At 41.6% G+C, this 23,942-nt stretch carries 20 protein-coding genes; 1 reads left to right on the top strand and 19 read right to left on the bottom strand.

Annotated elements, in window-relative coordinates:
- Positions 1–97: 97 nt before the first annotated feature.
- From purE to BDI_RS15755, 19 genes are all read right to left on the bottom strand, one after another.
- Positions 98–604: a 5-(carboxyamino)imidazole ribonucleotide mutase gene (purE, locus tag BDI_RS15840; protein ID WP_005860041.1), complete on the bottom strand. Its 507-nt coding sequence runs from the start codon at positions 602–604 to the stop codon at positions 98–100.
- A 2-nt stretch (positions 605–606) separates the two neighbouring features.
- Positions 607–987: a glycine cleavage system protein GcvH gene (gcvH, locus tag BDI_RS15835; protein WP_008773046.1), complete on the bottom strand. Its 381-nt coding sequence runs from the start codon at positions 985–987 to the stop codon at positions 607–609.
- Between the two features lie 16 nt (positions 988–1,003).
- The gene (locus BDI_RS15830) at positions 1,004–1,624 is read right to left on the bottom strand and encodes a hypothetical protein (RefSeq protein WP_011967182.1); all 621 of its coding nucleotides are present in this window, start codon (positions 1,622–1,624) and stop codon (positions 1,004–1,006) included.
- 6 nt (positions 1,625–1,630) lie between these two features.
- Positions 1,631–3,088, bottom strand: coding sequence for an RNA polymerase factor sigma-54 (rpoN, locus tag BDI_RS15825; RefSeq protein WP_005860047.1), 1,458 nt, complete (start codon positions 3,086–3,088; stop codon positions 1,631–1,633).
- Between the two features lie 142 nt (positions 3,089–3,230).
- Positions 3,231–4,526: an HlyD family secretion protein gene (locus tag BDI_RS15820; protein ID WP_011967181.1), complete on the bottom strand. Its 1,296-nt coding sequence runs from the start codon at positions 4,524–4,526 to the stop codon at positions 3,231–3,233.
- A gap of 21 nt (positions 4,527–4,547) precedes the next feature.
- On the bottom strand, positions 4,548–6,677 hold the full coding sequence (locus BDI_RS15815; RefSeq protein WP_374212329.1) for a peptidase domain-containing ABC transporter: 2,130 nt from the start codon (positions 6,675–6,677) through the stop codon (positions 4,548–4,550).
- Positions 6,678–6,739: 62 nt separating this feature from the next.
- On the bottom strand, positions 6,740–7,993 hold the full coding sequence (locus BDI_RS15810) for a TIGR04157 family glycosyltransferase (RefSeq protein WP_009275220.1): 1,254 nt from the start codon (positions 7,991–7,993) through the stop codon (positions 6,740–6,742).
- A 14-nt stretch (positions 7,994–8,007) separates the two neighbouring features.
- On the bottom strand, positions 8,008–9,222 hold the full coding sequence (locus tag BDI_RS15805) for a 6-bladed beta-propeller (RefSeq protein ID WP_009275219.1): 1,215 nt from the start codon (positions 9,220–9,222) through the stop codon (positions 8,008–8,010).
- 4 nt (positions 9,223–9,226) lie between these two features.
- On the bottom strand, positions 9,227–10,468 hold the full coding sequence (locus tag BDI_RS15800; protein ID WP_009275218.1) for a TIGR04150 pseudo-rSAM protein: 1,242 nt from the start codon (positions 10,466–10,468) through the stop codon (positions 9,227–9,229).
- Positions 10,469–10,470: 2 nt separating this feature from the next.
- The gene (locus BDI_RS15795) at positions 10,471–11,907 is read right to left on the bottom strand and encodes a radical SAM peptide maturase (protein WP_009016696.1); all 1,437 of its coding nucleotides are present in this window, start codon (positions 11,905–11,907) and stop codon (positions 10,471–10,473) included.
- A 207-nt stretch (positions 11,908–12,114) separates the two neighbouring features.
- Positions 12,115–12,300, bottom strand: coding sequence for a TIGR04149 family rSAM-modified RiPP (locus BDI_RS20450; RefSeq protein WP_005860066.1), 186 nt, complete (start codon positions 12,298–12,300; stop codon positions 12,115–12,117).
- Positions 12,301–12,333: 33 nt separating this feature from the next.
- A complete protein-coding gene (locus tag BDI_RS15790) occupies positions 12,334–12,978 on the bottom strand; it encodes a lanthionine synthetase LanC family protein (RefSeq protein ID WP_009275217.1) in 645 nt (214 codons plus the stop codon).
- Position 12,979: 1 nt separating this feature from the next.
- The gene (locus tag BDI_RS15785) at positions 12,980–14,803 is read right to left on the bottom strand and encodes a hypothetical protein (RefSeq protein WP_009275216.1); all 1,824 of its coding nucleotides are present in this window, start codon (positions 14,801–14,803) and stop codon (positions 12,980–12,982) included.
- A 10-nt stretch (positions 14,804–14,813) separates the two neighbouring features.
- Complete coding sequence (locus BDI_RS15780) at positions 14,814–15,332, bottom strand: hypothetical protein (RefSeq protein ID WP_011967179.1); 519 nt, start codon at positions 15,330–15,332, stop codon at positions 14,814–14,816.
- 8 nt (positions 15,333–15,340) lie between these two features.
- Positions 15,341–16,048 carry a glycosyltransferase family 32 protein gene (locus BDI_RS15775; RefSeq protein WP_005860074.1) on the bottom strand — a complete coding sequence of 236 codons (708 nt, stop codon included), beginning with the start codon at positions 16,046–16,048 and terminating at the stop codon, positions 15,341–15,343.
- 5 nt (positions 16,049–16,053) lie between these two features.
- Positions 16,054–16,416 carry a DUF3244 domain-containing protein gene (locus BDI_RS15770; protein WP_011967178.1) on the bottom strand — a complete coding sequence of 121 codons (363 nt, stop codon included), beginning with the start codon at positions 16,414–16,416 and terminating at the stop codon, positions 16,054–16,056.
- A 168-nt stretch (positions 16,417–16,584) separates the two neighbouring features.
- Positions 16,585–18,396 carry a tetratricopeptide repeat protein gene (locus tag BDI_RS15765; protein WP_022191858.1) on the bottom strand — a complete coding sequence of 604 codons (1,812 nt, stop codon included), beginning with the start codon at positions 18,394–18,396 and terminating at the stop codon, positions 16,585–16,587.
- Positions 18,397–18,756: 360 nt separating this feature from the next.
- Entirely contained in the window at positions 18,757–20,325 is a 1,569-nt protein-coding gene (locus BDI_RS15760; protein ID WP_009016698.1) for an ATP-binding protein, read from the bottom strand.
- Between the two features lie 133 nt (positions 20,326–20,458).
- On the bottom strand, positions 20,459–22,126 hold the full coding sequence (locus BDI_RS15755; RefSeq protein WP_005860083.1) for a nucleoside kinase: 1,668 nt from the start codon (positions 22,124–22,126) through the stop codon (positions 20,459–20,461).
- A gap of 83 nt (positions 22,127–22,209) precedes the next feature.
- Here BDI_RS15755 and BDI_RS15750 point away from each other — a divergent pair, with 83 nt between their 5' ends.
- Positions 22,210–23,895, top strand: a complete 1,686-nt coding sequence (locus BDI_RS15750; protein WP_005860085.1) for a Na/Pi cotransporter family protein — start codon at positions 22,210–22,212, stop codon at positions 23,893–23,895.
- Positions 23,896–23,942 lie beyond the last annotated feature (47 nt).

Genomic DNA, 23,942 nt, shown 5'->3' with positions numbered 1-23,942 from the left:
AAAATTGAGAATTGAAAATTGAGAATGAGTGTTGAGAACTGAAAACCTAAAGAGAGACTTTCTCCTTAATTTTCAATTCTCAACTTTCAACTTTCAATTAATTAGTTTTGTATTTAAAAGAAACCTTAGCCAACTCCTCGTTAGCCTTCACGATTTTCTTCTTCAAATCCTCCTTATAAGCGGATAGCTTCTCCTGAAGTTGCTCGTCGCCGACGGCAAGCATCTGCACCGCAAGGATACCAGCGTTCAAAGCGCCATTGATGCCGACAGTAGCCACAGGGATTCCCGGAGGCATCTGTACGATAGCCAACAAGGCATCCATACCGTCCAGCGTAGAGTTAATAGGCACGCCGATCACGGGAACCGTCGTCATGGAAGCGATCACACCGCAAAGATGAGCGGCCATTCCGGCAGCGGCGATGATAACCTTGATTCCACGTCCTTTAGCTCCTTTGGCGAAAGCCTCCACCTCAGCGGGAGTACGGTGTGCGGATAGAGCATGCATCTCGAACGGGATCTCCATCTCATCCAAGAACTTAGCCGCCTTCTCCATAACGGGTAGATCCGAGGTACTACCCATGATAATACTTACAACAGGTGTCATTCTTATTTAGCGATTAATTTTTGATAGTCTTCAGCGGATAATAGTTCCTCCAACTCAGAAGCGTCCGTAAGAGAAATCTTGATTAACCAACCTTTACCATAAGCGTCTTCATTAACCAATTCAGGAGCGTCTTCCAATTCAGCGTTTACTTCCAAAACCTCTCCGCTAACCGGCATGAAAAGATCGGAAACAGTCTTAACAGCTTCAATCGTACCGAACACCTCTTCTTTAGCGACGGTCTCCCCCTCTGTCGTAATGTCTACATAAACGATCTCACCTAGCTCGCCTTGAGCGTAATCAGTAATACCAACATAAGCTACGTCACCTTCTACACGAATCCACTCATGGTCTTTTGTGTACTTTAAATCTGCAGGAAAATTCATAATTTTAGTGTTTTTATTAGATGAATAAATAGATATAACTCATTAATGAGGCTACAAAGGTACATATAAATCCCAGACAAAACCCCGCATATACCTGCATTGGTGTATGTCTTTTTAAAAAGATGCGCGAGGTACCTAATAAACCGACCACGATCAACACGACTATAAAAGCCCAGTAGGGATTTATCATATGGATACGCGCCACTCCCATAATAGCGCCCAGTAACCCGCCGATACCAATGGCATGCGCGCTAATCTTCCAAGCGAAATTGACGCATAAGGCGATTACCAAGGCTACGCAAGCCCCGATCAGCATCGCCAACAACCAAAACGGCATCAGCATCTTATACAGGAAAAAGATACAGACCAAGATGGAAGTGATAAAAATCAGATAAGGAACCACTCGTTCCTTCCGGTCGGAAAGCTCTATATCGCCGGCCGCGCCATTTTTCACCAATAAGAAAATGAAAAGTCCGGGAACTATCGCTGTCGAAATAAAGGTGCCTCCGGCAATCAGCAGCTTCACAGGTAACGGGTAAATGGCGAGGAATGTAAACATCAACGCCAACACGATCCCATAGGTCACCATAAGCAACGGATGGAACACGAAGGATATTATATTCGAGAATAGCTTCATACGCTTTTATATTTCTTTTCTCAGACGAGCTACCGGAATCCCCAGTTGCTCCCTGTATTTCGCTACCGTACGCCGGGCGATGACATATCCTTTTTCTTTCAGGATCGTAGCCAACTCCTCATCGGTCAACGGTTTTCGTTTGTCTTCGGCATCTACATGCTCTTTCATAATCTTTTTCACCTCACGGGTCGAGATCTCCTCGCCGGTATCGGTCTGCATAGACTCGGAGAAAAAGTATTTCAACGGATAAATACCGAAATTCGTTTGCACATATTTACTGTTACTTACCCGGGAAATAGTGGAGATATCATATCCCGCACGCTCCGCTACGTCTTTCAAGATCATGGGATGGAGGGTAGCCTCATCGCCTGTCAGGAAAAAGTCCCGTTGTAAATAGATAATCGCCTCCATGGTACGCTGCAAGGTCTCATTACGTTGCTTGATAGCGTCGATGAACCACTGGGCGGAATCCAACTTTTGTTTCACGAACTGTACGGCATCCCGCCTCTCAGCGGTTTGGTTCGCCTTATTCGCCGTATAATCCTGAAACATCTCGGCATACTCCCGGTTGATACGCATATCCGGTACCCCCCGGTTATTCATGCTCAAGATAAGCTCTCCATTATGCGCTTCCACCACGAAATCCGGGATGATCTGGCTCATCGCCACTTCCATAGAACCACCCCAACTACTTCCGGGTTTCGGATTTAACATAGTAATCTCGTGAATGACCTTCTTTAACGTTTCCTCATCGATATCGAGACCTCGTAAGATCTTATCGTAATGTTTGCGGGTGAACTCCTCGAAATATTCGGTCAAAACACGAATCGCCAAATTTGTAACCGGAGTATTCTCCTTCTTATCCAGCTGGATCAACAGACATTCTTTCAAGTCACGGGCACCTACCCCGGCAGGCTCAAAATCTTGGATGATATTCAAGATAGACTCGATCTCCTTCTCATCTACCTCTTGTCCGGCTTGGAAGATCAAATCGTCCGCTATCGCCGAAAGGTCCCGTCTCAAATAACCGTCATCATCGATATTTCCAATGATATACTCCGCTATTTTCATTTGCTTATCCGGTAAATCCCTTAACCCGAGCTGCTGTAACAGAAACTCATTCAAGGATTGGCTTACGGAGAAGGGGACATCCTCTTTCCGTTCCGCACGCTCGGTCATTTCCCGTAGCTTATAATCAGGTATATCGTCTTCCGTTAAATAATCTCCCAAAGAAAGGTCGGTCTCAGTATCAACAGAAGGGATCTCTTCTCCCCCCTCCTCGCTTTCAGTTCGTTCAAAATCATCAACAGGCTCTTTTCCTTCCTCCAAGGCTGGGTTATCTTCCAGCTCATGCTTCACACGTTCTTCCAACTCGATCGCAGGAAGCTCCAGAAGCCGTATCAACTGTATCTGCTGAGGGGATAGCTTTTGCTGTAACTTTTGTTGTAACTGTTGCTTTAACATAATCTAAATCATTGCACTGTAAGGGTAGGACAATCACCCGCCCTCTTATTTATCAACATGCAAATATAAGTTTTTAGTTTTAACAGTACAGCTATTAAACTATAATAGTTCTAAACAAGGTGCATGACGGACCCTAGCGACTTTAAAATCCTTCCTTCACGATCCGTTTGATCGGGAGGAAGAATCGTTCGATCAGGCGTAATTCTTCCGTTACGATCTCCGCGGAGGCTTGCGTCTCGGGCGAGACGGGCAGGTCGATACCGTAATTGGTTCTCAGCCCCTCTGGAAAATCGATATCCGCCGTATAGTACTCGTCGGTGGGGACCAATGAGATATTCGATACCACGCCGTTTACCACTCCAAACTCCTGATCCGGGAAATTGGAGAAACGGACGATCGCCCGCTGGCCTCTCTGGACTTTTCCCGAGCGTGCTATCGGTATGCGCACCTTCCCCACCAGCCGGCCCTCGCCTTGCGGCACGACGGTGAAAGCCACCTCTCCGGATGGGATATATTGGTTCTCATTCCAGTACTTGGTGAAAGTCACGACACCCCCTACCGGGGCGATGAGGCAATAACGCAACCTCCACTCGTTCATGCTGTTCAGCAATTGTTCCCGGGCGGTCTGTAATTCCTGCCGTAGCGTAAATTCTTTCTCGCTCCGCTCCAGCGTCAGATCCAGCAAGGATTGCTCTTGCTCCCCGATCTGTATCCGGAGATTCTCGGCCGAGGCTGACGCCCCTTCCAGCGAATAACGGCTTTGCAGCAGGGAAGCCCGTGCGGTCTCATGCTCGTAGGAAGAAATCACGGACCGGCTATACAATAATGAATCCCGGGCGTATTGCCGCCTTGTCAAGGCGAATTGCTCCGAGAGGGTCTTCCGCTGCCGTTCGGTCTCGTTATAGTAAGCCTTATACAACGCTATCTGTTTGCGGATGGAGGCCATTTTTTGCGGATAATAATCGATCTCCCTGTAATTGACGCAGGCATGGAGCGCCGACAGTAGTCCCGAGTAAGCCGCTTGCATATCACCCAGCGATAGCTCCTTGTACTTTGATAATGCCTTGTCCAGGCTATCCACGTCGCTTCCGGATCGTTCCAACGCCTTATCCAGATAGATGGCATCGTCCGTGTCGGCGTGATTCTCTATGACCGCCAGCCAATCCCCCTGCCTTACCGGACGATTATCCCTGACGAGCAGCTCCTGTATCTTCCCCGCCGCCCGTGTCACCACCGCCGTTGCGGGATGTTGCCCCGTCAATGTCATGTCAGCCGTGATCACGTCAGGATACTTGAAGAAACAGCTCCCCACCAGCAACGCTACGACCACGAGGAATAACAGCGTTATCCCCCACCGTACGATCCAGGCCGGCACTTGCCCCATCACCTCCTGCACCTCCTCGCTCCTCAGCTCTATGTCCTTATTTCCCTTCTCCAACTAATTTTCAATTCTCAATTTTCAATTCCCAAGCTCCAACTGGTTCTTCACCAACTTATAATAAGTCCCCCGCAAGGCCGTGAGTTCCTGATGCGTCCCTTCCTCCACGATGCGTCCCTTGTCCAGCACCACGATCTTGTCCGCGTCACGTACCGTGCTTAGCCGATGCGCCACGACCACCACCGTCCGTCCTTTGTAGAAGGCGTGCAACTGCTCCATGATCTCCCGCTCGTTGTTGGCGTCCAAGGCGTTCGTGGCCTCGTCCAGGAAGATGAAGTCGGGATTCTTGTACACCGCCCGGGCGATCAGGATACGCTGTCTCTGCCCTTGGCTCACTCCGTTTCCCTCCATGCCGATCTTCGTATTATAGCCCAGCGGGAGCGAGTCGATGAAATCCCGGATATTCGCCACCGTCACGGCATGCAGCAGGCGTTCCTTGTCCACCACCTCTTCGCCGGGGGCGATGTTGTTGGCGATCGTATCCGAGAAGATAAAACCATCCTGCATGACCGAACCGGTCTTGCTACGCCATACGTGAGGATTCAAGTTCTTGAGGGAGGTATCGCCGATCCTCACGTCCCCCTTGTTGGGGTTATAAAAACCGAGCAGGAGTTTCACGATCGTCGTCTTCCCGCTCCCGCTGGCCCCCACGATGGCGGTCACCCTGTTATGGGGTATCGTCAGGTTGATATCCTCCAGCACGTAATCCCGGTCTGCGCCGTCATAGCTGAAGCTGAGGTTTTCCAGCCGTAGCGTCCTGTCATCGGGGAGAACATTCAGCCTTATCCCGCCTGCCTGTTCCTCGTCCTCCTTCCCGTGTATCTCGCCGAGTCGCTCCAGACTGATCTTCGCGTCCTGTAGGGACCGTGAGAAATCGATCAATTGCTCGATAGGCGAAGAGAGCTGCCCCACGATGTAGGTCACCGACATCATCATACCCAGCGTCATATCCCCTTGCACGACGGCCCGTGCCGCGATGAAGGAGATGAGTATGTTCGTGGTCTGGTTGAAAAAGACCGCCCCGAGTTGCTGGTATTGTTGTAACGCCAACCCCTTGATCCCTATCTTGAAAAGTTTTACCTGTATCCGTTCCCATTTCCAGCGCATCTTGGTCTCGCAATTATTCAGCTTGATCTCCTGCATGCCGGTGATGAGCTGGAATAGGTTGCTTTGTTCCCCGGCCGCCTGCGAGAAACGCTTTACGTCCAGCTCCCTCCTCCATCTCATGAAAGCGAGTACCCACGCCACGTATAACCCGTTACCTACCAAGAAGAGTCCCAGTATCGTCCAGTCGTAATAGGCCAGCACGAACCCGAACACGATGAAGTTGACGAAAGAGAAGAGCGTATTGATGGATGTCCCCGTCATGAAAGCCTCGACGCGGTCATGGTCACCGATGCGCTGCATGATATCGCCCACCATCTTGGTATCGAAGAAATGCAGGGGCAGACGCATCAGCTTGGCGAGGAAATCGGAGATCAAGGCGATATTGATCCTCGTGTTTACGTGCAGCAATATCCAGCTCCGTATGAAGTCCACGGATAGCTTGGCGATAAAGATCACTAATTGCGATATAAGGATCAAGGTTATGAAACCCAGGTTGTTGTCCCGTATACCGGTATCCACCAGGCTCTGCGTGAGGAAAGGCAGGATGAGTTGCAGTACACTGGCGGTCAGCATGCCCAGCACGAGCTGTGCCATCTCACGCCTGTAGGGCGATATATATCGGAAAAAGAATCCGAGGTTACGTTTCCTGTCTCTCCCCTCGTCCTCCATCCCGTAGAACTCCGGCCCCGGTTCCAGCAAGAGCGCCGTCCCGGTATCCTGCCCGTCCACCTTGGTACTGACCCAGCACCGCTTGAACTCCTCCCTCGTATAGGTGATAAGTCCCGCCGCCGGGTCCGCTATGTAGAACTTCCCTTTCCTTATCTTGTAGCAAACCACGAAATGCCATTGGTTCCAGTGCAGTATGCAGGGTAGGGGACATTCCTTTTCCAATTCCTCCACCGTGATCCGCACGCCCTGTGTCCGGAACCCGATCGCCTCCGCCGCCTCGCTGATACCGAGCATAGAGACCCCTTCCCGTGTGATGAAGGCTTTCTCCCGTAAGTTCTGGATCGAGTACACACGACCATAGAACTTGGCGATCATACGGAGGCAGCTAGGACCACAGTCCTTTGCGTCTAGTTGACGATATATAGGGAACTCTAAAATCACAAAACAAATCTATTATAAAATTCTTGCATACAAGAACTAAATATTTCAGACGTATAATATCTCTCATAGCGTAGACGAGAATTTTTAGCCATTTCTTTTCGCATAGAAGAATCTTTTAATAATATTAAAAGTTTAGATTGTAATTCATAGGTATTTAAATCTGTGTGATTCTCATATTCAATGATTGGTATATGATATCCTGAGACTCCATCCTCTATCATTTCTGATAAACCTGTAGATGTACTTGCAACAAGAGGTATCCCATACATCATCATTTCAATTGCCACATAACTACATTGTTCATGGAATGATGGTAATACACCAATATCTGCGATTTGGTATAATTTGTATAAGTCTTCTTTATTTAGTTTTCCAGTAAATGTAATCTTATTCCATGTTGGATTGCAAGAATTTAAATAGTAAGAATAAAACCCATCTCCTACAATAACTAAATGGCAATAAGGGTCAATTTGCAGTAGTTTTTTGAAAGTAAAAATTAATTCTCCCAGCCCTTTTATTTCATCTAAACGACCAACAAAAAGAATAATTTTTTCTTCTTTACTAAAAAGGAAATTCTTTTTAAGATTCAATCGTTTATCGCTATTCAATAATATAGATTCATCTTTAAGACCATTATATAAAATACAAAATTTGTTTATAGGTAAATCATATATTTTACTCAATAGATTTTGTGTACTATTTGACAAGCAAATAATCTTATCAACTTGTTCAAATACATTTTTTTCTTTTTCGCATATTTCTTTGATATTTTTTTCCAAAGGATTTTTGATACTGTCTAATTCTTTGTAAAGAATACTTTTTAAATAAGAATAATTTCCTTTTATTTTAAAGCACCAATCCATATAATGAATAGTAAAGCAACATCGTCCTTTAGAAAAAAAAGCACGAAATGTATTTAACAGATGAATGTGCTGATAATAATTGATATGTAATATGATATTCTCTTTACTATGCGAGCTAAAGTAAGGAAATATTAGATACCATATATTCTTATAATAAGTTTTTATTCTAATTTCTGGATCATTATTTTGTATCGTATCAGGTATATGATAATAATCTATATCTCCTTTGCGTTCTATATAAAAATCATTTTTTGTTGAACGACAACATATCACGCTAAGATGAATCCCTTGCTTCTGTGAAAGAATTAAACAAAGTTGCTTTATATATGTGCCAATTCCATATTGGGATGCTCTGGATTCTTCATTAACAAGAATAATCTGTATCATATGCTTGTCCTATTTTATTTTGTTTTCAACTTCCCTATAAAAACGATACAATTGTCATCATCAGTAATTTGATTATTCAACTTCTTCACTTTACTCAATACTTCTGGGAATAATTTTTGAGTGGAAGTCAGAACCTTTTCCAATTGCTCTTTTAATGCGTAAGGTTCCATGATCGCAGTGAAATAACCTCGATTGAAGGACGGATTGGTAGGCCCATCTATATTCCCTAGCATATTCCATTTCAAATTCACGAAACAACCTTTAAGGCTTTGTTTGTCTACTAGGATTTTCGGGAAACGGGGTAACTCATTATTCCATGAGGTCTGTGTATACCAAGTGACTAGAAAGTGATTGGGCAGCTCCGTGAAATAATGGCAGATCGGCTCATGACCCGTATGCATCGTAAAAACAGGGTGTAGCGTATTCGAGTCTATGTCATAATGATAAAGTGTGTCTTGCGAGGCTATACAATTATGAAGATAGAAGTCGGAAGCGGTGGTATTCAAGGATTCCCGTACCTCATAATCGTAAGTGCTTGGGATCAACATGAATTGGTCGGAGACCGGATATTCTTGGATGATATTGCCTTCGAAATCCTGCGTCCAGATCAATGCGGTGGGAGTTCCCTGAAAAGGTATGCACATGACGGTTACTGTTTTTTTCTCGGCATTGATGACGAACCGGCCTTTATGGGTTATATAGGCCAGAGGAATGTGTTTTTGTGGCTGCCCGTCGAAGTCAAACACTAATATCTTAGAGGCACGAATCTCCATTAGATAGATTTTATTATTACTTTCATCTAAATACTGATCATAAATAAATAGGTTATATTCATCCGGCCCTTGTCCTTGGGAGGAGATCTTTCTGATGAAATCCCCATTACGGTTATAGAGCTTACATGAAGAGCCTGCCCTAAAAGATTTCACAAAAATATAATGGTCACTCACGGCTATATGGGTATCTTGCCCTGCGGCGGTCAATGCGTCTTCCGAGTTTTCTAGGCGAATAACTTGAAAGGAAGAAAGCAAGGAGCTTAGCGATAAATTGAATGTATCCTTTACGGAAGAAAAGTCTAAATTAGTCACCGGATCTCCTTGCAGATTAATAACCTGTGCTATGACTGGGCAATTATCCAAGGTCAACTTTCTGGATACATTTGTCTCTTTATTTCCGCATGAGGAAACAATCGTTAGTAACGTGATCGATACGTAATATATGATTCTATTCATGACCTTATTGATTTAAATAACACATATTATATTCATTGGCTACTATTTCATAATTAGATATAGAAGGACATAGATACTTGTTTACGCAGTTTTTGCATGAAACATAATCTCTTGTAAAGAACCAAGGTTTAAAATAGTTTTCTATTTCAGAATAAACAATTTCAGACAATTTTTGATCTTGAATATTTCCAATCGTAGGAAAGTTTACGTTAGAATACACTTCTCCTGTAGGGAAAATGGTTAATTTGCCAAAAAGATTATCATTCAGTATTTGTTTTCTGAAAATATGCTGTTTTGTGTTTTTTTGTTCTATAATATCTTTAAAATCATTATAAATATATTCTTTGAAGAAATCCATATTATCTCCTGTATACCAAGGTATATAATCAACATTTGTGAATTTCCCGAGGTTGTTTTTAGATAAAAAAATAACGTCATTCTTATTAGAAGCGATTAGACTCCAAGTGATATTATATTCATTAAATAAGTTTATATAACTATTTAACTCTTCATAATCTACAGGTAAATGAACCATTATCATTATTGAAAATTGCGGATTTGTTAACAATTGTTTCAAATCTTCTTTGTTGTATTTTTTATATGGTAATATTATCTGTGTTTTAATACTGTACTGGCGGGAGAGTGATAACAGATAGGAAAAAAGCTCTTTTTTTTCTATTGTAGCCGGTATGATATTTATTTTATCTATTTGACAAATAGATAATTGTTCTATTATCTCTAGATATTTTGCATGTGATAATTTTTGTTTTTCTGTATATGTGGGATATAAGAATTGCTTATAGCAATCTTTATACATTGGATTTAAATCAAAACCTTGATTTTCTAAATAAAAGGTCACTTCATGGAGATGAAATAGTGCATTTTCTCCCAGTAAATTGTATTCTTTTGTCTTTGGATTATTAGGATGATGAAGAATCCGTAAAATAGGCTTAGAGATAAAAGGTGGAATACCTCTAATGTTTTTGATTATATCACCTGAAAATGTATTCCTTATCTTTTTTATGAATTCTGTAAATTGCGAATCTCTTAATTGATACTCATAAATACCTACACAATAGGTTTTATTTGTATTATGAAGAATTGATAAGACTGTATTTATTGTCTTTCCATATAGGGAACAATCAATATAAGTTGAATTTAATGTATTGTATATTACATATTGATTTTTACTGTAAAAAAGAAATGTGTAAGATTCTAAATAGAACCAATGAGTATAATTTTCCATGTTCAATCTATTAATATTTCGTTTTCTATTCTATCTAATAAATCAGGATGCTTTTCTAAAGCGTATATGTAGGTGGAAAAATATCGATTGACATCTTCATTTCCAAGATAATAAGGACATACGGTTTGACCTTCCTCATCTTTGGGTAAATAAAACACGCAGATCTCACAATTTTTCCACAACAAGCATTTTTTGCATTTATCAACTATAGGAGTATAAAGTTTCAAATACAGTTGTTTAACTTCCTTGCTATCCAAATTTATTTTACCATCTCTCACATAGCCTAGCGGATACTGTTGTCCAACCTTCTCGCAAGGTAATATTTTCCCTTGTACTGTCAAAAATATCTTTTTAGAAAAAGGTACACAGGTGCTTGTTGGAAAATATTTGATATCTTTATCTTGGAAAAATAGGTCTGGGATGGTTTTGTAAGTATTGCCAAAATACGATTGCATGAAAATATCTAATTGCACAATATGGGAATCATCTGCAATCTCCTTCAAATAGCTACTTCCACAGTTTACCGCTTGCTTTATGCTGTCTTCTTTAGAATGAAACATTCTATTAAATTCTTCTTTCTTGTCTTCAGCAATTCCATTTCTATTCAATTCAGATATATAAGGTGTTTTGTCAAAGTTAGTCTTTATGTAGCTATAAATTTGATCAACAGAGTTTTTATCGTGCAATACAGAGTTGAAATTTACATTGGAATCAAAATAATTAGGATGATTATCTTTTAATTTTTTGATATTAGCAAATACAATATCGAAAGACTCTTTCCCTTCCTTTTTTACCCGATATATATTATTCTGTTTGGATCCATCAATGCTTATCAATAAATGCACATCATTCTCGACAAGATAATTCATATATTTAGGCAATAATATCGCATTTGTCGTTAAATTATATACAAATGTTATCCCCTTTATCTTCACTGCATTTAAGTAGTTAATTATTTTCTCAATTAATATCATATTGACTAAAGGTTCTCCTCCAAAAAATCCTATGTTTATGGTATTATTGAATGATATATTACGATATGATTTCCATAGTGATATTAAATAGTCAATTAGAATTTTAACATTATTAAATTCTTGTTTGCCTCTATTGCGTTCATCTTGATTTGAATATAAGTCTCCATAACTACAGTATTTGCAAGATAAATTACATTCATCCGTTACCTCAATAAGTAATTGATTTAGGTTTGCTAACTCTGATTCTATACAAGAGGTATCATATTCAATCTCCATATTGGGGATTTTTTTCTCGAAAAAATTATTCTCTCTCAAGAAGAAATCTTTTTGTTTATAATATTCATATGCATTCTTGTCCATATCTATATCAACATATTCATTTTCAGAGGGAGACAATAATATGCTATTTATATATGAACTATAAATATATGTATATCCGGATTTTGATATAACTGGTTGTATCATAATTTATTATTTAATTAGCTTTTGATATCACTAGCATTTCGCACATATTGAAATTGGTATAATAGTTAATTGACATTCAATATCTATCTTAGTGGAAGTAAGAACTTCTTATTTCTTTAATAAGAAATAAGAAGTTCTTTAAAGTGACAGATATCCGCTATAAGATACATCTTATAACAGAAAAATCTTATCTTACTTCAGAAAAGGTTAGTAACCCCATCCATATCCACCACCCGGAGAATAAAGATCTCCTGAATGATTTGCGCTAGCATTAGCTGAGCCGCCTCCACCTCCGCAAATGCAGCATCCACCGCCTTTGAGTTTTTTTAGCTCTTTTTTTTCTAACTCATTTTTGCTGAGTTGAGAAAGTTTCAATTTACGTACTTGTTTCATAACGATAAATTTAAATTGTTTATAAATATGAAATTAGCCAGAATAGACTGGTGTTTCTTCTAATATCCATCTAAGTCCATATCCTGAACTTCCTTGATGTAGACCAAGTTCCCATGAATGGATATCCTCATTTTTGGGAAATGATCCTATAATTTGCAATATAGCTTGTTTTTTATCCAATATTATCTTATTATTACAAATAAGATTCCATTCTAATAAAAATAGATCATCGAAATTTGTATGAATTGCTGTTATATCTGCGTTGTTAATTCGTATATTTATATAACTAGATATTCCCATTAGTCCTGTCTCCAAACTAAGATCTTTTATTCTTCGTAAATCCCGCTCCATGACTTTTTTATCGATTTCTGTAAGGATTTCATTGGAATCCCCTTCCATGAACCCATTTTGAATTAGATATTCGATTCCCCAGCCGATTCCACATAATCCAGTCTCCAGATTTATAGGCAATGTCTCTGGAATATTCTCGCAGATTTCTTCGAGCAGTTCCCCTGCAAAGTCATCATATATAGCTGAGTCTGTATATCTTGCGTAGTGCGCAAAGAATAGCACAACTCCCATCTTTCCATGGAATAAACCAATATCCTCTATGTCGATTGAATGCAAAATCAGATGATTCGCTATTCTTCGTAATAATATGTCTTTTTCTGTATTCATCTTACCAACACTCAATTTTAGTATTTAAATCTTTTGCAAAGCCTAGCAATAATTCTTTTTGATAAGTTTTGCTTGATGTCAAACAAACAACCTTACTTGGGTTTAAGATTCGTAAAATCGTCTCAAACGTATTTGCGTATAAGAACAGTCTAGGAAAATTTTGTTCAATGCTATCATTCTCAAATACCTTTTGTTCGGAAAATTCAACTTGTACAGCTGTAACTGTTTCCGGTAGTTCTGTATCATCTGGAATCTCATATTCAGATAATAATAGAATTGGAATCTCTTCTTTTTGTAAAAAAGTCGATATATGAGCCAATTCTTCCTTGTCCACTAGGTAAACCAAGCAACATCTTTTATATGGAGATAAAAGCTTTGTCCAAAGATGATTATCTATATTAAAGTTATTTGTGGTATTCCTTTTCTTTTCTATCCATTCAAAATGATTCAAGAAATTAGAGATGTTGTGAATAGACTCCTCGATAGATTTTCCGGCGATACGGGAACGTATATAATCCATTTGTTCTTTCGAAATGAAAGACAGTATATATACGAACAATGCGTTTTTTATGGAATGGTTGCCAAGCATGAGTCTTAGGGTATCCCGGACCTCATATTCTTGAATAGCAGTTCTTATATATTCTTGTATGATTGTATCAAACTCGATTTTGTATTTTCCCAAATCCAGCGAACTCATCTTTTCTTGAGACTCCTCTTGTCTCCAATTTTCCAATGTGCGCCAAGGAATTGAATGACGTTGCGCAGAATAGAAATAAGAAAACATGGATTCAAAGCGTGAACGTATGAATAAATTTTTCCTTCTTTTCAGCTTTGAATAATTACATTTCTTGAATTTTTCTAGAGAAATGAAGCGATCCTTTGCTTTTTCATACCAATATTGATAAGTTTCAGTGTGCTTTTGAAGACATGGACGTAAATGAAACCATATCAGACCACCATCAAATAGCTTTTTATTGTGAAACATTACTTCCAGAACTTGATTGTAGCCGGGAGCTTTTGGCAAATAACAAGCTTGGTAGGTCATTTCTTCAGAGACCTCGAAAAAGAAAAGATCTCGCACTCCGTTGAATGGGCATAGAATGTCCCGGTAGGTTGTGTCTATCTTTTCGTCTCCTAAAAAAGTAAGCCATTCTCCGTTTTTTTGTAACACATTGATACCAGAGAGGGATACCAATATTTTATCTTGCTTGATTCTTTTTTTCAAATAGGAAAAATAGAAAGGAACCATCTTTATCGCTAACCAGTCTTGCCATTTTCTTTTTGGACTTTTGTCCTTTTTAAAATTATGCAGGTAAGATGTATATAGCTTATAAGCAATTTGTTCCAAAGGGTTGATCCGGACTTTTTGCTCGGTGCGGTAGGCATCACAATATTTTTTGAATGATTCGGAAAAAAATAGCTGATCTGAATCTATCTTGATCGCATAGCGATAGGTTACTTTTGAAATCGCATAATTCGTGTATCCGGAAAGGAGATGAATTGAATCCTTCGGCAAATTCATGGTCTCTTGGAATTGTTCATCCGTTAAATCTATAGGATAGATATAGGGTTGGTATTCAAAGATTTTGATCTTGTAGGGGTATTTGCTCTGTTTTCTTTTAAGTATATTAGCTGTCTCATCTGTACAATTGTGATATACCGCAATCAGCTCATCTAATCCTTCAATACAGGACTCTATGCAAGCGTCTAGGAAATCCGCACTGTTTTGGCAGCGCAATATACCCGTTACCCCTAAAGGGCGTTCTTTTGTCAATTGTGATAAATCGACAGTGTATTCGGTATAGTCCTGTTGCTTAGAGCTCATGGTAATTAAATTATTGATTCATTTCTAATTGATTTTGAGAAAAACAAGTTTCCCAAATTTTTTTCTGTATATAGCTCTCTCTATAAGGACTATATGGCAAATCTCTTTGTGCATCTTCTCCTATGTACTCTTTTCTAAACATTAAATATGTATGATAATCTTTTAGTGTATCGTCATTCAAAATTTCTGTTTCTTGTATCTTTATATCTATATCCGATAATACATCTTTGATCTCACCGGTAATAAAACGTTCTCTTAATAGATAGGTGATTCCCCATCCAATGCCACATAATCCATCTGACAAATCAAGAGATAAATCATCCGGAAGCTCCATTATAGATTCTAATATCTCGTCCGCGAATTGTTCATATAAAGCATCTCCACTATAACGACTGTATTCATAAAATAGGATAGTCATGCCTAGCTTACCGTTATACAATCCGGTATGCTCTAGAGCCTCTGTTTTCAGTACCCCGTAACGGAGTAGGTCTTTTAGTATGCCTTTGTATTGAATGAATAACTCTTTCATATCGTTCATTAATTGTAAAATGAAAAATTCGTACCCCAGCTACCAAAAAAATAATGAGAACAATATGCTTCCTTTATTTTTTCATGGAATGAGGCGGTCTCTCCCTGATAGATATATGAACCCATGTCATCTTTCGTCACAGGCGTTACTTTTGAATAAGGGAAAAGAGTAACCTTGTATCTTTTCTTCAAGGTATTAAATATCCGTGATATCATCAATGGGCCTGTTGTATGCATCACCTTTTGTGCTGGATAGTCCCGTAACATTGCATCAGTAATTTCTTTTAAAATGTCTATCCATCCTCCGCATCTTGGCTCAGAAACCATAAATGCATTTCCTATTAGGGTGGACATACTTGAGTTGAAATTATGCTCCGGGGGCTCTTCGCCAAATCCTATCATCACGTCTTCTAATAATGGCTCGATAGGCTTAAAACATTCCGTATCCAAATCTGTATAGACTCCCCCATATACATATAATATCATATAGCGAATCGTGTCCCAACGTTGTACATTGTATGGAAAACTTCTATACATGGAAAGATACTCCGGAAAATGTTTTTCTACCAACTCATCCATTTCCTCTCCGTTCCAAAGGTGATATTCCCAATCTGGATTCTGCTCTCGCCAAGTTCTTGCCAAGATTTGTAAGCGGGTGGGCATACATGGTTCTGTACGCCCCTCCCAGACTTGATGTATGATTTTAGGGATTGCCATACGGTTTATTGATTTTCAAATTCACCCACTAGCCATCCTAACTTATGGGTCAGGATAACTTGATATGTCCCTGTTCGCATCCCGTTCACTGCAATGTCGATTATATCGCCCATCGCACCGGAAAATGTATTCTCATATATTATATTACTATTCTCATCCGTAATATGAATTGTCAGGTTATCCAGAGCATCCTTGAACTCTATGCTCAGTATATTGTTATCTATGGACAATGTGGGTGGCAACGCCGTGATGGAACGATAATCCTCATCATCCCATCTTCCTTGTGTAGGAATGTCATCCCCATACGCCAATGAAATGGAGAAAAAAGAACTTAAAAAGATACAGAAGGTCAACAAATTTGTTTTCATACGCTAATATTGTTTAATTACTGGTTGTGTTTTAATCGTTTGTGAATATCAGTAAAAAAACAATAAGCGAATGAACAAATATGAACAATGCGCAAAAATGTTTTTTCGTCCTGTTCTCACTTTTGTTCGTTTTTGTTCGTTTTTTGATTTTAAATCCTGTATAAATAATTATATATCAGATATATATTTATCAAAATCCTTCGCTGTTCCTGCCTTCTTGTTGAGCTTCTCATACAATCTTTTTCGATAAACGGATACGTTTCCCTTACCCAGCAAGATTTCGATCGCCCCGGGTTTTACTCCTATTTTACTTAGATAACAGATTTTCCTCTCCGATTCGTTTAAGGAGGTGGATTTTTGCAAGGTGGTCACCATCTTTGGGTAAAGTTTGTCCACCGAGATGAAAAGTTTATGCCAATCCGTATCCGTGGGTTCCCAGCCAGCGGGGGAACGGAATTTATCATATAGGCGTTCGTTTTGCAGTCGCTCTGATTCCTCTATTTTTTTCCGCTCTTCTTCTCTTGCTTGTTCCCGTTTCTTTAAGTTTGAGTTCTCACTCCGAAGGGTGAGCAAATTTTTCTCTAATTCATCTTTGGTATGAGACAATTTCTCTAATTGCATGATTTTTTGCCTAATCTCCTCGTTTGTCCGCTTTAGTTGCTCATCTTTTTCCTTGGAAAGTTGTCGCTCTGTCGTTTTGTAAATTTGGATTTCGTTCTGTAGGCTATCCTTTACGTCAGATATATTTTTCAGGGTCTGCTCATTTCTTTGAATTTGTTCCTCATTGGCTTTTAACCGTTGTAACAGGCTTTTTCGTTCTCGCCTGTAATGGATGAAACGCAGTAGGGCTACTGTTAATAAAAACAGGCAAGCCGTTATGAGTAAAGAATAAAAGGACTTCTGTTTAGAGGCGTAAAGCCGTGCCTCCCATAAATCCTGTTCGATTTCGTTATATGAATAGAACGCTTGTACGTTCCGGATGGATTCAGCATTCTTTCCTTGCTCTATAGAATCTTTTAATAATTCGTATTGCTTAGATAATAACGCCGCTTGTTCCCATTGCCCTTTCTCCAAGGCTATTTCTTTCAAATGGAAAAGTCCTCCGGCACGTGTCTCGGGTAAAGGTGCAGAATTTATACAGGCTTGTAAGTAAAAGCGAGCCGAGTCGATTTGACCGCTTTTCTTATAAAGTTCCCCAAGCACTAGATATACGGGATATTTGGCTTGTGGTTTTGCTACGTTTTGTAAAGATGTCCGCAATAATCCATGTGCTTCCTCCATGCGTTGTCTGTCTATATAGAGACCTGCTAATTCCGTATAAACCGAAGGAATAATTCTCTTCCTCATTAAAGCGATCGCTTTTTGGTTGCAAATAATGGAGCTGTCTTGAAGGCCCAGCATCAAGAAGGTACGCCCTAAGTCCCGCAATGCGAACACCTGTCCTGTACTGTCATTTATTAGATGAAAATTCTCCACCGCTTTTTTCTGGAAAGGCAATGCCTTCTCATAAACCTTCTGGTAGGCATAGAGCATACCTATATGATTATGGATCCTACCAAGCAAGGCATGATCCTCTATCTTTTCCTCATCCCGAAGAGCTTTGAGGTAATATTCCTGCGCTTTTAGCGGGTGCCCCAAGTCTTGATTGATTCTTCCTTTATAATACCAAGCTTTCGCTTTTCTTCCCAAGTCGTCTGTTTTCTCGTAATAATCTGCGGCGATCGAGATCAGGGAGTCGGTGGTATGCGTAACGTACGTCTTGTCTTCCGCTTCCGTCAGCAGCAAAGAATAATGTGCCTTATCTTTTCGGGATAGGTTTTCTTTGTTCTCTATTTGTTCAAGGAGCATTAACGCGCTATCCGGATGTTGAGGCATAAGGTTCTCTACTTTCCGGAAGTCTATGGTTTGATGCCCCATCCCATCGCAAGAGATCCATATAATAGGTATTAGAATTAACAGGAAAACAATGTTTTTCTTCATTTGCGTGTTATTTGTTGAGGGTAAAAATAATACAAAAAGACGAGAATATCTTGGCTGGAAATCCCGACTTTTTGGATCTATTTTTATTACCATTAAAACATATTGAATAACAGACGGTTAAACTAGAAGCAAGTCATCCGTTTATGGCTTGACAAGTGAATAACTAACGGCTTGTCAAGTGAATAACTAACGAGTAGGGGTAGCCGTCAGTTAACGGCTTGGGAAGTGATCAGTTATTCACTTGAGAAGCCTTTTCCCAGAGAAGATATACTTACTTTGCCGATGAAGTATATCTTCTCCGGGCATAGAATATATACTGCGTTGGCCAAGTAAGTATATATGGATAAAAATAGGACTTTTTCACCCTACCAGCCACCTCTCGATATTCCGGGTCTCGGAGGAGAAATTCGCGCCGATCTTTAAGACCTCCCGGTCGTCTCCGGCGAAGGGTAGGGCATAACCTTTCTCCTCGATCTGCCGCAGAGCCTCCTCTGCGGTTCCGTTCAGCTTGAACTCCATAATATAGACGTAGCGGTCGGTTTGTAGGACGAGGTCGATGCGTCCATTCGAGGTGTGGTATTCCACTTGCGTGTACAGTCCGACCAGCTTGAAGACGATGAAGAGCACGTTGCGGTAATGCAGCTCCGTGTCCCGTTCCGGGTTCCGGCCAATAATCGCCTCGTAAGAGGTATCGGCGAAGAAGCTTTGTAGGCGGTGGAAGAAGGCGTCGTAGTCTCCTGCCCGTACCTCTCTCACAAAGCGGCCTATCTCGAAAGGAGACTTCGAGGCTTGAATGTTCGTATAGAACGGCAGTAAGTATTTCATGAAACCCTCCTCTACCTCTTGGTTGGGGAAACCTAAGCGATAGATCTTGAATTCCGGCTCGTAATCCTTGATCGTGAGGTATCCGCTTTGGTAGATGACGGGGATGGGATTGTTCGAAGCGGAGTCGATGCTGTTCAACACGTCGGCGTCGGTCTCGGTGTTGGCCATGTCGTACAGGTCGTAATTCGTTCGTTTCAGCAACTCCACCAAGTAAGTGGGCGTGCCCGTCTCGAACCAATAATCGCTGAGCCGCATATACTTGAAGGTATTCAGCAGGCTGAAAGGGTTATAAATGCCCGGTCCCCCGGCCACGAAATGATAGCCGTCGTACCGTTTCCGTAGCAAGGATCGGGCCTCCTCGTATGTCCGCTCAAGGGCAGAGGCCAACGTATGGATGTCCTCATCGAAATGCGTACGCAGCTCCGTTTCCGTGATGCCGCAAATGGCGGCGTAAGGCTCCCGCATGGATATATCGTCCAGATTGTTGAGGTCGCTGAAGACGCTTACCTTCCCGAACTTGGTCACGCCGGTCAGTAGGGCGAAGCGTATAGCCCTGTCCATAGTCTTCAACACACCGTAGAAGGGTTTGAGCATGTTCCGGAACCGGTTTTGCATCTCTTCGTCGTGCAAGTTCTGTAGCAAGGGCTTGTCGTACTCGTCGATCAGGATCACGGCCCGCTGTCCGGTTTTGCGGTAGGCCCGGTCGATGATTCCGGCGAAGCGGAGGGGCAGGGTCTCCTCGGTAGGCCGTGTCCCATACTCCTCCTCATATCTGGACAAGGTATCATTTAATATCTTATACAAGCTGTCAGGGGCGTCGTAGTGGGAGATATTCAAGTCGAAATGCAAGATCGGATGCTTGGTCCACTCTTTCTCCAGCTTCTCCATGGCCAGTCCCTCGAACAGCTCCTTTTTCCCTTGGAAATAGGCCTCCAGCGTGGATAGCAGCAGACTCTTCCCGAATCGACGCGGGCGGCTGAGGAAATAGTAGCTTCCTGTTTTCACCAATTGATAGATCAAGGCGGTCTTATCAATGTAGAGATAGCCGTCCTTGCGGATCTTCTCAAAGTTCTGTATGCCGATGGGGTAAATAGTCTGGTTCATATCGTCTTGTGTTTAATGTGACTCATAGACAAAGATATGAAAAAAACACGTACATGTTTTCAAAAAAAGACGTACATGTTTTCGGAAAAACACGTACGTCTTTTTTTAAAGGCTTTATAGAGTATGATTCTACCTAGTACTTGAAGCTTCCTCCCCCCAAGAATTCACGGAGCAAGGAAGTTCCGGGAAGTTCCTCCGTCGGGATGTAATTAAAGTAGCGGAGGAAACGGAGCAAACGATACGCCTCCGCATTCGCCTTACTACTCTCCGGCACTTGCGCGAGGATCGGTTCCGCAAATTTGCGCAAGGCGGCCAGCTCATACAACATGGCGCTGTTAAACATAGCGTCCGCATTCTCCTGATACGGAAAGATCCATTTATCCTCACCCCGGCGAACGCTCGGCCAACGGTTGATCGTATCTTCCGCCGAATATCCCCTAAAGCGATAATCCCGGATGATACGGCGCAGCAGACGATTATCCGTCGTCGGTATCCAATTATGGTTATCCAAAGAGATAGAGGTCAAGACCGAGACATATACCCGATATTTATATTTATCATCGATAAACTCCGTCAGCTCCGGATTCAAGGCATGGATACCTTCTATCACCAAGATCGAGTTCTCACGAAGCTTAAGCTTCTTCCCTTTGAAAACCCGTTGGCCGGTCTCGAAATTAAAAGTCGGCAAATCGATCTCTTCCCCGGATAACAACTTCTTCAAATCCTTATTAAAATAGGGTAAATCCAGCGCATACAAGGATTCAAAATCATACTCGCCATGCTCATCCTTCGGTGTATCTTCCCGGTTCAAGAAATAATCATCCAAGGAAATTCCTACCGGATGAAGCAGGTTAGTTGTTAATTGCACTTGCAAACGCTTGCAAAACGTAGTCTTTCCCGAAGAAGAAGGGCCAGAGATCAAGACGATACGGATGCCCTCTTTATATCCATCGGCGATCTTTTCGGCGATCTTAGCAACCTGTTTTTCCTGCATCGCCTCAGAGACAAGGATTATATCCTGAGAGCGGCCTTTCTCTATCGCTAAATTCAAATCCCCCACATTATCTAAGCCGACAGTCCGCTGCAATGTAAGGTGTTCCTTATAAGCCTCGAACATCTTATCCTGCTTGATGACAGGCTGCAATTCCATCGGATCGGTCTGCTTCGGAATACGGAGCAAAACGCCATCCATATACGGTTCCAAGTCAAACAATTGGATATAGCCGGTCGAAGGGGTTAAACAGCCATAAAAGAAGTTGATATAACCTTCCAACTCATAATAAGAGGTATAAGGCAATCCCGCCGTCTCTATTAAGCGAGCCTTATCATTCATACCCCGCTCCCTGAACAATACGGCGGCATCCACCGTACGGACACTCTTATGGAGGAAAGGAAGATCCGCGTCAATCAACTCCCACATACGTTTCTTGATCCTCTCGATCGTCTCCAGATCGATGTTCTTGCCGTTATGGATCACGCAATAGTAACCTTTCGACACCGGATGTTCCAGATTTAAGGTCGCCGTCGGCCAAATATCATACACCGCCTTGGAAAATATATGGCAAAGCGAGCGGACATAGGTTCTCAATCCGGATAATTGAGTATAGTCGATAAATTCGATATCCTTCGGTTGCCAGCAACGGAAGTTCAAGCTTTCCGTCTTATTATTCACTTGCGCGTTCATCGGCCTGTACCGAAGCGGAGCGCCAAGCGCCGTATAAATGTCCAACAACGAAGAACCAATGGGTACATCCTTGTAGGTATTATTATTTTTGCAGTAAATTGTTATTGTCTCAGACATACTATCTCAGTTATTATTTGTAAATTCGCCCCCTAAAGTTAGGAATATTAATCGGATATACAATCCACTTAAACGTAATTTAAATGGACTATTCTTTTTTTGATTTTCTCCGGCTGATCGGCTCCTTGGCGCTGTTCTTGTACGGAATGAAGATCATGAGTGAAGGGTTACAAAAATTTGCGGGTGACAGTTTACGTCGAATACTAACCGCGATGACCACAAACAGAGTGACCGGTGTGCTCACCGGCGTGTTAATAACGGCTCTCATCCAATCCTCATCGGCTACGACGGTTATGGTCGTGAGTTTCGTGAATGCCGGACTCTTGACATTGACCCAATCCATCGGAGTCATTATGGGTGCCAACATCGGAACCACGGTAACGGCATGGCTTATCTCCGCCCTCGGTTTCAAGGTCGATATCGCCGCATTCGCCCTTCCCCTTTTAGCTTTCGCTCTCCCACTCTTCTTCTCAGGAAAAAGCTCTCGTAAATCAATTGGTGAATTTGTCTTTGGTTTCGCGTTCCTGTTCATGGGGCTTCAAAGCTTAAAGGCAAACGCCCCGGACCTCGGAGCGAATCCGGAGATGCTGGCTTTCGTGCAGAATTATACGGATATGGGATTTTTCTCCATCATCTTGTTCTTATTTATCGGAGCGATCTTAACCATGATCGTACAAGCCTCCGCTGCCACGATGGCTATTACATTGATTATGTGCGCCAACGGCTGGATCGATTATCATTTGGGAGTCGCTTTGGTATTAGGCGAGAATATCGGAACCACGATTACGGCCAACTTAGCCGCATTAACCGGAAACACACAAGCACGACGAGCCGCGTTAGCGCACCTTGTTTTCAACGTTTTCGGTGTCATGTGGGTTTTGGTGCTCTTCTACCCTTTCACGAATGCCGTCTCATGGTTTGTTACCCATGTAATGAAGGTCAGTGATCCGGCTGTGGCGGTATCCTTTAAACTGGCAGCGTTCCACACAGCATTCAATATCAGTAATACTTTCATTATGATCTGGTTCGTAAGCTTGATCGAAAAGACCGTATGTACGCTTATCAAGCCCAAGGTGGAAGACGAGGAATACCGCCTTCGCTATATCACGGGAGGTATGTTATCCACCGCCGAGCTTTCTATCCTGCAAGCGCATAAAGAAATCTCATTATTCGCCGAGCGTACGGCTAGGATGTTTAATATGGTGAAAGAATTATTCTACGAGAAGAATGAGGAGACCTTCCTCAAGACTTATAGCCGCATCGAGAAATACGAGAATATCAGCGACCGCATGGAGATCGAGATCGCAAATTACTTGACTGAAGTATCGGAAGGCCGTTTGAGTTCTGAAAGTAAGGAAGAAATCCGTATCATGCTACGTGCCGTCTCGGAAATCGAGAGTATAGCGGATTCTTGTAATAACCTTGCCCGAAGTATCAAACGCAGAAACGAGTTCAAATCCGAATTCACGGAGGAGCAAAACAAGCACTTGGATCATATGTTCGAGCTGGTATCCGGGGCGTTAAATCGCATGAACCTAATTTTGCATAAACCGGAACTCGTACATGATGATATCAATCCTTCTTATAACATAGAGAACGAGATCAACAACTACCGTAACCAGTTGAAGAGCCGGAATATCGAAGATATCAACAATAAGCTGTACCAATATCAAGATGGCGTTTATTACATGGACATGGTTAGTGAAAGTGAAAAGCTGGGCGATTATGTATTAAATGTTGTTCAAGCGGTTATCGAGAAGAAAATATAGCGTATATTTGTCCTTAACAATATCAACAGCCCTTTTCCGTTATTGAG

The organism is Parabacteroides distasonis ATCC 8503 (genome assembly GCF_000012845.1).
Taxonomy (GTDB): domain Bacteria; phylum Bacteroidota; class Bacteroidia; order Bacteroidales; family Tannerellaceae; genus Parabacteroides; species Parabacteroides distasonis.
The sequence above is the reverse complement of the archived record's forward strand: the minus strand, read 5'-3'. Positions and strand labels throughout refer to the sequence as shown.